Raw genomic sequence first — 10,105 nt, forward strand, 5'->3', positions numbered from 1 at the left:
TCATACCTAGAGACTATTTACATTAAATTGTTACAAATAGAAAACTTATCCAGTTAATAATGCCTAAAACACGAACGTTTATGGTATTATATTAATGAAAATAACGTGATTTAGAAGGGAATTTGAAATGAAAATCAGACGTAGCGATCGCTTGGTAGATATGACTAGATACCTCTTAGAACATCCCCGTACGCTAGTATCCTTGAAATTTTTTGGCGAACGATATGACTCTGCTAAGTCTTCTATCAGTGAAGATTTAGGAATTATCAAACGCACCTTTCAAGAACGTGGGACTGGAATTTTGGAAACTTTACCTGGAGCATCAGGTGGGGCACGCTTTATTCCCTACATGCTTAAGGAAGAAGCGGAAAGCTTTTTACAACGGGTCGTTGATGAAGTTAACGATGAAAGCCGCTTGCTACCTGGGGGCTATGTGTATTTGTCTGATTTACTCAGTCGCCCAGATGTCTTGCGTCAGGTGGGTCGGTTGATTGCCACCCAATATTTAAATCAAGAAGTGGATGCGGTTATGACAGTTGCCACGAAGGGAATTCCGATTGCGCAAAGTGTTGCCACATTCTTGAATGTTCCATTTGTGATTGTTCGAAATGACTCACATATTACGGAAGGTTCAACGGTTAGTGTTAATTACGTCTCTGGATCTTCGACGCGGATTGAAAAAATGGAACTGTCACGGCGTAGTTTGAAGCGAGGCGCCAATGTGCTTGTTGTCGATGATTTTATGAAGGGCGGCGGTACCTTAAACGGCATGAAGTCGTTAATTAATGAATTTGAAGCACATTTAGTTGGTATGACGGTGTTTGCTGAAGGTGAATTTAGTGGTAATCGCTTGGTAGATGACTTCACGTCATTAGTGAAAGTCAATGCAGTTAATCCGAACAATCAAACAATTTCAGCCGAATTTGGTAATTTTATTAATACAGTATTTGGATCAGGAATGGAGAAATAGGTAATGAAGACGAAAAACGCAATTATTCTAGCTGCTGGCAAAGGTACTCGAATGAAGTCAAAACTTTACAAGGTGCTGCATCAAGTTGCTGGTAAAGCAATGGTTGACCATGTATTGACTCAATTAGAAGCAAACCATATGGACAATATCGTGACGGTGGTGGGCTTTGGAGCCGAGAATGTTGAACAAGCATTGGGCGAGAGAACTAAGTATGCAGTTCAAAAGCAACAATTAGGAACTGGCCATGCTGTTATGCAGGCCGCCGACTTGTTGAGTGACTTAGATGGTCAAACTTTAGTGATTAGCGGCGATACGCCTTTGTTTAAGGCGGCTACATTGCAAAAACTCGTGGACTATCATACGGCGAAGAAAGCTTCAGCCACTGTCCTCACTTCCATTGCGCCTGATCCAACTGGATATGGCCGGTTGGTTCGTAATGATATTGGGATTGTCGAAAAAGTTGTCGAACAAAAAGATGCCACTCCAGAAGAACAAGCCATTGATGAAATTAATACCGGTGTCTACTGCTTTGACAACAAAACTTTGTTTGACGCATTGAAATTGTTAAGTAATGACAATGCGCAAGGTGAATATTACTTGACTGACGTGATTGGAATCTTAAAGAAGCGCGGTGATATTGTGGCTGCTTACCGAATGGCCGACTTTGACGAATCAATGGGTGTGAATGATCGCATTGCATTGGCAAAAGCAAATGAAATTATGCGGAATCGAATTAACACCCACTGGATGGAAGAAGGCGTCACTTTATTAGATCCAAAGACGACATATATCGATAGTGATGTTAAAATTGGGTCAGATACCGTGATTGAAGGTGGCGTGACCATCAAAGGCAACACGGTCATCGGGACGGATTGTTATATTAGTGCGCATTCAGACATTATTAACTCAATCATCCATGATGAAGTGAAAATTACCTCATCGACTTTAGAAGATTCAGAAATGCACACTGGCAGCGATATCGGACCATATTCTCATTTAAGACCAGCTTCAGAAATTGGGGAAAACGTACACATCGGAAACTTTGTTGAAGTGAAGAAATCATTTATTGATAAGGGAACGAAGGTGGGACACTTAACTTATGTTGGGGATGCGACACTGGGTAAGAACATTAATATTGGTTGTGGAGTAGTCTTTATTAATTATGATGGTACTTCAAAGCACCATACCAATATTGGCGACCATGCATTTATCGGTAGTAATAGTAATTTAATTGCGCCAGTGAATATTGCAGAGGATTCCTTTGTGGCAGCTGGCTCGACCATTACTGATGATACCAATAAATTTGATATGGCAATTGCCCGTGCTCGTCAGACCAATAAGCCTGATTATGCAAAAAAACTACCTTGGTAAAGCTTGAATTTTTGTCTTGAAATACGTATCATAGATACTTGAGATTAAATAAGGTGGATAATTAAATGGAACAGCAATATTTCGATCCAAAGTTGAAAGTCTTCGCGCTTAATTCTAATCGTCCGTTAGCAGAAAAAATTGCTGAAACGGTCGGGGTTGAGCTTGGTAAACTATCAGTGGACAAGTTCAGTGATGGTGAAATTCGCATTAACATTGAAGAAAGTATTCGTGGTGATAATGTCTATGTTGTGCAATCCACTTCTGCGCCAGTCAATGACAATTTGATGGAACTACTCATCATGATTGATGCATTGCGGCGAGCAAGTGCAAACACAATCAATATCGTCATGCCTTACTATGGGTATGCACGACAAGATCGAAAAGCACGTTCGCGGGAACCAATTACCGCTAAACTAGTGGCTAACATGTTAGAAAAAGCTGGGGTTGATCGCGTGGTGGCCCTTGATTTGCATGCGGCTCAAATTCAGGGATTCTTTGATATTCCATTGGATCATATGATGGGCGCACCATTGTTAGCCGACTACTTTATTAAAAATGGCGTGGCTGAAAACGCGGTTGTCGTTTCACCTGATCATGGTGGAGTGAGCCGGGCACGTGCGTTAGCTGAATTCTTAGGGGCACCAATTGCCATTATCGATAAGCGACGGACTAAGCCCAATGTGGCCGAAATTATGAATATTATCGGGGATGTTAAGGGTAAGAAATGTATCTTGATTGATGACATGATTGATACAGCCGGAACCATTTCTTTGGGTGCTCAAGCACTGATGGACCAAGGAGCTGAAGAAGTTTATGCTTCTTGTACCCATCCAGTATTATCTGGTCCAGCAATTGAACGCCTAGAAAATTCACCAATTAAAGAAGTCGTGGTCACAGACTCCATTAACCTACCAAAGGAAAAACAGATTGATAAGCTCGTTCAAGTCTCTGTTGGACCATTGCTAGGAGCTGCTATTAAACGAATTAATGAAAACAAACCAGTAAGTCCATTATTCAAAAAACGCTTTGATATGGACCAAGCTTGGTAAACAACTTAATAAAAAACGTAGAAACGAAATATTACATTAAGATTACATAAATATTTCGATTCTGCGTTTTTTTTGTTACATTAATGTTATAATTAACACATAAATAGATGGAGGAGGAACGTGATTATGAAAACAACAATGATTATTAAAAAATTAGGACTTACGATTGGTGGTTTAGTACTAACATTATCTTTAGCAGGATGTGGCACTAACAGTTCGGTTAAAAGTTCCTCCGACAACTCAAGCTCAAATACTCGTATCAGTAGCTCAGTCAAAGCTAAAAAAGACAGTGCTAAAGAAAGCACTAGTTCTGCTACCAAAGCTGCAGCTGTCAGTTCAAACAGTAGTACCAGCAGCAATAGTGCAGTGACTACCCCAAGTCAAAGCACTACGAGCCAAGCAGCTAGCTCACAAGCTCCGGCAACCACCACACAAAACAATAATACTAATACCTCAAGCACTGCTACCACTACCCCAACTGATCAAAATACCATTATTGGTAACTTTGCCAAAGCCGCAGGTTACTATGGCTCAAGTAATTATTCATTCATGGTAACTGATCAAAGTGGCTCAGATTATACTATTGAAGTACGTGCCACTGATGGCGATTCACAAGTTCAAAATTTAGTTGGTATCTTTGATTACAATGCTTCAACCAACACTTATACGGCTAAATATTAAGATAAATTTAAAAATACACCATTCAGGTGTATTTTTGTGTCGCTGTGTTTATTATCTGATAAATAATTGATGGCAATCAATAACTTATTAAATTTTGAAAGTTGAAACTTCTGCAATGCTGATAGGCAATGGTGTCTTATTAAGTGATAAATAAAATATTGAATTACTTATTTTTTTGATAGTGAAATTGTGTTAACATTGGTTTGTAAAAGTTTTCACAAAATCTGATTCATGGAAGGATTTACTATGAAAGTTATTGTTATTGGATGTACGCACGCAGGAACCGCCGCTGTTAATCAAATTTATGCCACGGATCCTGATACGCAAGTGACCGTTTATGAGCGTAATGACAACATTTCATTTTTATCTTGTGGAATCGCGCTGTATTTAGGCGGAGAAGTTAAAGATCCACAAGGACTATTTTACTCAAGCCCAGAAACGCTGGCCAAGTTAGGTGCAAACGTTAAAATGCAACATGACGTAACTAACATTGATGCCGATAAAAAAGAAGTTAGCGTCACTAATTTAGTGACTGGAGAAACTAACACCGATAGTTATGATAAATTAATCGTGACCACTGGTTCATGGCCTGTGATACCACCAATTGAAGGTATTGATAGCAAGCACGTTTACCTATGTAAGAACTATGATCATGCTAAGAAGTTGTTCCAAGATGCACAAGCCGGTAAACGGATTGTCGTGATTGGTGGAGGATATATTGGCGTTGAATTAGTTGAATCATATAACAAAAAGGGACACGAAGTTACCCTGGTTGATGGTTTACCAAGAATGCTAAGTAAATACTTTGATGCTGAATATACTGACCGTTTATCAAAAGAATTTCAAGATAGTGGCGTTAAATTAGCCTTAAATCAAAAAGTGGATAAATTTACTGACACTGGTGATGGCGTGGTAGTTACTACTGACGGTGGAGATTATGAAGCTGATCTAGCTGTTTTGTGTATCGGGTTCCGACCTAATACTGATTTACTTAAAGGAATCGTCGAAATGAATGCAGATGGTTCAATTAAAACGAATGACTATATGCAAACTTCCAATCCAGATATTTATGGTGCTGGTGATTCTGTGGCAGTTCATTATAACCCAACCGGTCGTGATGCCTATATTCCATTGGCCACAAATGCTGTGCGCCAAGGAACGTTAGCTGGGATGAATATCTTCAAACCAACTGTTAAATATATGGGAACTCAATCAGCTTCTGGCTTGAAATTGTACGGCAACACTATGGTGGCCGCTGGCATGACGTTAGAACATGCGCAAAATGAAGGCTTTGACGCTGAATCTGTCACTATTGAAGATAATTACCGTCCAGAATTTATGCCAACCACAACGCCAGTTTTAATGACGCTGGTGTGGGATAAAACTAATCGTAAAATCTTAGGGGCTCAATTAATGAGTAAGTATGACGTTTCACAGTCTGCGAACTTAATTTCAGTTTGTATCCAAAACGAAAATACAATCGACTTTTTAGCCTTTGTCGATATGTTATTTCAACCACAATTTGACCGTCCATTCAATTACTTGAATTTACTTGGTCAAGCAGCGATGGCTAAAGCTAACGCTAGTAAATAATCAGTTTTTGCAGTAATTAAAATGCCTCCGAAATTTTTCGGGGGCATTTTTGAATGGCTTATTTATTTAGGACGTATTGATTAATGGCTGCAGCGACTCCATTTTCTTGATTCGTGAGAGTCATTTGGTCAGCGTGTTCTTTCACTTCGTCAATGGCGTTACCCATGGCAACTCCTAGACCGGCATAATCAATCATGGTTAAATCATTTTCTTGATCTCCAAGGGCCATAATTTCTTCTTGCTTAATGTCTAGTTGAGCCGCTAAGTCGCGAATCGCATTGCCCTTACTAGCATCCTTGTTCATTAATTCTAGGAAGTAAGGTTCGCTACGAACAATATAAAACCGGTTAAAGAAATCTGCGGGCACCGCTTTTTCATCCAATGCTTTACTGATTAATTCTGGATCATCAATAATCATGCCTTTTGAAATTGACAACGCTGGCGTCATCTCTTCAACAGTTCGGTACTTGATGGGCGTCCGAACTAAGAATGATTCAGCGATTGAATAGGGGCTGATATCTCGGTTGGCAGTATAGATGAATTGGTCAGTTTCAGCATGGAAATGTAATCCAATCTTACGTGCTAACAGTTCCATGTCTAAATAGTCGTTAAATGAAACGGTGTGGCGCACGATGATGTCGCCATTGGTGTTTTGGACTAATGAACCGTTAAAAGTAATCACATAACTTTCTGCTTGGTTATCAAGGCCTAATTTTTTTAAATAATCTTGGACACCGTTTAATGGTCGGCCGGTACACAGCACTACTTTAACACCTTGTTCTGTGGCCTGATTGATGGCTTCAATCGTTTCGGTAGTGAGCTGTTTATCGTCTGTGACAAGGGTTCCGTCGATGTCAATTGCTACTAGTTTGATGGTCATAATGATCTCCTTTAGTCTTATGGGTTAATTATTTCGTCGTTGTTAATGTATGACTGAAATTCTTCGTAAATCGGTTGGAAAATTTCAATGTTTTGGTCGGCGGACAACATTTCTTTTGGAAAGAAGAATTTTTGATTACCGACAATTTTACCGGAAATCGATGCCACTAGGGTGCTGACTTCTGATAGCTCGACTAATTCACCATTGGGTTGCATCAATTCAATTTGAGTTTTTGAATTGGCTTCTTGTGGATCATAAGTATCGTAGGGCAAGTTATAACTGTCATTCGTGGCCGTATAATATTCACTGTTAAAACCGGCAGTTTGAATTAATTCGCGTAACTTAGGTAATAGGTTTTTAGTGGTATCATCGTACGACACTGATTTGAGAGGCTTACGATCAAGAAAGCGATTAGCTAAGTCAGACAAAATGTCATCGGGATAATCACGCCATTGGGCAAAAATGGTATTTAACACGCCGTCGTCTAGGGCCAAGTATTCCTTTAGGGTAAACGAATTATTAAAAAATGGCATTAACATTTTTGATGCAAACGAGCTCTCATCTTGATTGCTGGAATAAAGATTATGCGCTCGTTCCAACATATGGTCTAAAATTTCTTCCATCGACCGTGAGGCAGGATGAAAATAAATCTGTAAATACATTTGTAACCGGCTCAAAATGTAATCTTCAACGGCATGCATGCCCGAAATTTCAAAAGTAATCCCATCTTTGTATGGGCGAATCACTCGTAAAACCCGTTCCAAATCGAAATTACCGTAGCTAGTGCCCGTGTAATATGAGTCGCGCTGTAGATAATCCATTCGGTCGGCATCAATTTGGCTTGAAATCATTTGCACGACTTGCTTATTTGGATAGGAATGGTCAATCACGCTGGCCACCTGTTTAGGAAAATCGTCTGAAACTCGTTTTAAAATTTTATTGATGTTGGAATCACTCGAAGTAATAATTTTAGTGGTGATTTCTTCATGATTGGTATGAAAGATATGCTCAAAGGTGTGCGAGTATGGGCCATGGCCAATATCGTGTAATAAAGCGGCACATAAGGCCACACCGCGTTCCTCGTCATTCCATAGTCCGTCTTCCGGCGAAGTCGATGAATAGTTTCGTTGGAAGTAATTACAAATCCGGCGGGTGATTTCATAAACACCTAAGCAATGACCAAAACGAGAATGTTCTGCCCCGTGGAAAACTAATGAGGCAGTTCCAAGTTGTTTAACGCGGCGCAACCGCTGGAATTCTGGTGTGTTAATCAAATCAATAATAATCTGATTTTCAATGTAAATATATTTGTAGACCGGATCTCGGAAAACCTTTTCTTTTTCTAATCGTTCGTCATTGAAACTCAAATAGGCCGCCTGCTCTCTAATTTAGTTTGTCGATGTTGCATCGATTCTCGCTGAACCGCAACTTCTTCGTTAAAATCTGCTGTTTCATCAAAGATTGAGCGTTGATATTGGGTGAACACGTTTAGCACCCGTTGCTTGGTTTCACCAATTGATAGGTTAGCAACTAAGTCAGCTAAGTTAACCATTGAATCAGGCCAGACATACGGGAAATTCCATTTATTTTCGTCAGTTTGAATTCCAGCGCGATAAAAATTAGCCACTAATTGTCCGCGCGCAGGTTGGTTACCATTGATGCTGAGATAAAGCATAATGACAGAGCCGTTTTTATTGCGTCGCTGCGAAATGCCTCCAATTTTTTGCCCATTGACACTTAAATCAAATTTACCAGGACAATACGAGTGCACAATTTCACCAGTGGAAATAGTTAATTCTGGAAAGGCTGATTGCACTAATTCTGCCATTTCGGCATATGCCTCGTCCACGGTGAGTGGCAAGCTTGCTGGGATAAACAAAGATATATTTAACACGCCGTCGTCACTAATGACCGATAAGCCTCCCGAATTTCTCACAAAGTAATGATATTGATTTTGTGTGAGCAAGTTCAATGCATCGTTAAGATGGGGCAGGCGTTGATCTGTCATACCTAAAATGAGAGTATCTTGCAACATCCAAAAATGTAGAATTGGAGTTTCGGATAATTTGGCTAGGAGCGCATTGGTATACGCAAATGAGTCCAAGTTTTGGGCTGGTTTAAGTTTTTGATCAACAATTGAAATTGAATCGAACTGACTATGGAGCTTCATTTTTAAAATCACCTTTTTTAAATGTAACCGTATTTATCTACCATTATACCTAACTAAGTAGTTAAAAACATCAAAATAACGAGTAACTATTTGATTTGGGGCCGTTTTCAGATATAATTAATTGAATTAAAAATGAAGGTGAAGACAATTAATCAAACAAATAACGTGCAAGTTCAATTAAAAACCACAATTGTTCAGCCTGAAGGCCGCGAAGAATTTGAATTTAACGAACCGGGACAAATCGTCCAGGTCGGGGATGCTCATTATTTACGGTATGTCGAAGTTCAGGATGACATCAAAACACCAGTCACTTTTAAATTTGCTGCCGATGGCTCTGTTGTATTGACGCGTCACAGTGAAAATCGAGCTCATTTTGAATTTCGTTTGGGGCAATCCATGGAAACTCATTATCAAAGTGCTTATGGCATGATGCAATTATTTGTCGAAACGAAAAAAATGGTTTTGAATTTTGATGAGAATACAAATAATGGCAAGCTATGGGTTGATTATGAGCTGAAATCGGCGGATAATACACTGGGTAAGTACCAAATAAGATTGCAATTTTTTAGCTAACGTTGTATTATGTAGTTTAGACTTTTCGAAGGGATGTGCACCAGTTTGGAATTAAAAGCATTTGAAGGCCAAGACAGATCAGAACTTTCAATGATTGAGGTTGCGCACGCCATTTTAGCAAATCATGGCGACGCAATGGCTTTTGTTGATCTTGCAAATGAAGTTCAACAATATTTAGGTAAGAGTGATGAGGAAGTCCGTGAACGGTTGTCACAATTCTACACGGACTTAAATGTCGATGGTAGTTTTATTTCCCTTGGTGAAAATACATGGGGACTACGTGCGTGGTACCCATTTGAATCAATTGATGAAGCAACCATTCATGAAGAAGACGACGGTCAACCAAAACGTAAGAAGCGCAAGAAGGTTAATGCGTTCCTTGTCGATGCTGGTGACGATGATGACGTGATCGATTACGACGATGATGACCCAGAAGATCAAGATTTGGGTGATGACGACGAAGACGATGACGACGATAGTGCAGACGACTTTGACGACGATGATGATACAGAAAACGTCGACGAAGATGCCGATATTCCTGATGATGGAATTGAAGGTCAACTTGCTGAATTGTCTGATGACGATGATGAAGATGATGACGAAGACGATTATGGTGATGGCGACGATGATGATGAGGAAGACGACCACGATAAGTAGTGGTTAGTGCCTGATTGAATTCGAACCACTGCGGTGATTAATTCGATTTGAATGAACAGGGCAATTACATTTTGTAATTGTGCTGTTTTTATATGAAACAAAATAAATTTACGGCGCACTAAAACAAAAGTACCCATAAATTTGAAAAAAATGTATAATTT

General features: G+C 39.6%; 10 protein-coding genes. 7 read left to right on the forward strand and 3 right to left on the reverse strand.

The window, feature by feature from the left end; all coding sequences use genetic code 11:
* The first annotated feature begins 127 nt into the window (after positions 1 to 127).
* From purR to FFM59_RS04550, 5 genes are all read left to right on the forward strand, one after another.
* The gene (gene purR / locus FFM59_RS04530; protein WP_137601861.1) at positions 128 to 970 is read left to right on the forward strand and encodes a pur operon repressor; all 843 of its coding nucleotides are present in this window, start codon (positions 128 to 130) and stop codon (positions 968 to 970) included.
* Between the two features lie 3 nt (positions 971 to 973).
* Complete coding sequence (gene glmU, locus FFM59_RS04535) at positions 974 to 2,341, forward strand: bifunctional UDP-N-acetylglucosamine diphosphorylase/glucosamine-1-phosphate N-acetyltransferase GlmU (protein WP_137601862.1); 1,368 nt, start codon at positions 974 to 976, stop codon at positions 2,339 to 2,341.
* A gap of 65 nt (positions 2,342 to 2,406) precedes the next feature.
* Positions 2,407 to 3,390, forward strand: a complete 984-nt coding sequence (locus FFM59_RS04540) for a ribose-phosphate diphosphokinase (RefSeq protein WP_137601863.1) — start codon at positions 2,407 to 2,409, stop codon at positions 3,388 to 3,390.
* 126 nt (positions 3,391 to 3,516) lie between these two features.
* Complete coding sequence (locus FFM59_RS04545) at positions 3,517 to 4,071, forward strand: hypothetical protein (protein WP_137601864.1); 555 nt, start codon at positions 3,517 to 3,519, stop codon at positions 4,069 to 4,071.
* Between the two features lie 246 nt (positions 4,072 to 4,317).
* Positions 4,318 to 5,664 (forward strand): FAD-dependent oxidoreductase, encoded by a 1,347-nt coding sequence (locus FFM59_RS04550; RefSeq protein WP_137601865.1) that lies wholly within the window; start codon positions 4,318 to 4,320, stop codon positions 5,662 to 5,664.
* Between the two features lie 58 nt (positions 5,665 to 5,722).
* Here FFM59_RS04550 and yidA read toward each other — a convergent pair whose 3' ends face one another.
* Genes yidA through FFM59_RS04565 form a run of 3 tightly spaced genes read right to left on the reverse strand, consistent with a single transcriptional unit; the run spans position 5,723 to position 8,714 of the window.
* A complete protein-coding gene (yidA, locus tag FFM59_RS04555; protein ID WP_137601866.1) occupies positions 5,723 to 6,544 on the reverse strand; it encodes a sugar-phosphatase in 822 nt (273 codons plus the stop codon).
* A 17-nt stretch (positions 6,545 to 6,561) separates the two neighbouring features.
* On the reverse strand, positions 6,562 to 7,911 hold the full coding sequence (locus FFM59_RS04560; protein WP_137601867.1) for an HD domain-containing protein: 1,350 nt from the start codon (positions 7,909 to 7,911) through the stop codon (positions 6,562 to 6,564).
* Complete coding sequence (locus tag FFM59_RS04565; protein ID WP_137601868.1) at positions 7,908 to 8,714, reverse strand: lipoate--protein ligase family protein; 807 nt, start codon at positions 8,712 to 8,714, stop codon at positions 7,908 to 7,910. Before FFM59_RS04565 ends, FFM59_RS04560 begins: the two co-directional genes overlap by 4 nt.
* Before the next feature lie 138 nt (positions 8,715 to 8,852).
* Here FFM59_RS04565 and FFM59_RS04570 point away from each other — a divergent pair, with 138 nt between their 5' ends.
* Entirely contained in the window at positions 8,853 to 9,287 is a 435-nt protein-coding gene (locus FFM59_RS04570) for a YwiB family protein (RefSeq protein ID WP_170175932.1), read from the forward strand.
* Between the two features lie 45 nt (positions 9,288 to 9,332).
* Positions 9,333 to 9,944 (forward strand): DNA-directed RNA polymerase subunit delta, encoded by a 612-nt coding sequence (rpoE, locus tag FFM59_RS04575; protein ID WP_307722421.1) that lies wholly within the window; start codon positions 9,333 to 9,335, stop codon positions 9,942 to 9,944.
* Positions 9,945 to 10,105 lie beyond the last annotated feature (161 nt).

It is taken from the genome of Paucilactobacillus nenjiangensis, assembly GCF_005405445.1.
Lineage (GTDB): Bacteria > Bacillota > Bacilli > Lactobacillales > Lactobacillaceae > Paucilactobacillus > Paucilactobacillus nenjiangensis.

What these genes read in the sequence shown, in the direction of transcription:
- FFM59_RS04545 (WP_137601864.1), top strand. Translation starts at nt 3,517, where the DNA reads ATGAAAACAACAATGATTATTAAAAAATTAGGACTTACGATTGGTGGT.
- FFM59_RS04540 (WP_137601863.1), top strand. Translation starts at nt 2,407, where the DNA reads ATGGAACAGCAATATTTCGATCCAAAGTTGAAAGTCTTCGCGCTTAAT.
- FFM59_RS04565 (WP_137601868.1), bottom strand. Translation starts at nt 8,714, where the DNA reads ATGAAGCTCCATAGTCAGTTCGATTCAATTTCAATTGTTGATCAAAAA.
- yidA (WP_137601866.1), bottom strand. Translation starts at nt 6,544, where the DNA reads ATGACCATCAAACTAGTAGCAATTGACATCGACGGAACCCTTGTCACA.
- FFM59_RS04550 (WP_137601865.1), top strand. Translation starts at nt 4,318, where the DNA reads ATGAAAGTTATTGTTATTGGATGTACGCACGCAGGAACCGCCGCTGTT.
- purR (WP_137601861.1), top strand. Translation starts at nt 128, where the DNA reads ATGAAAATCAGACGTAGCGATCGCTTGGTAGATATGACTAGATACCTC.
- glmU (WP_137601862.1), top strand. Translation starts at nt 974, where the DNA reads ATGAAGACGAAAAACGCAATTATTCTAGCTGCTGGCAAAGGTACTCGA.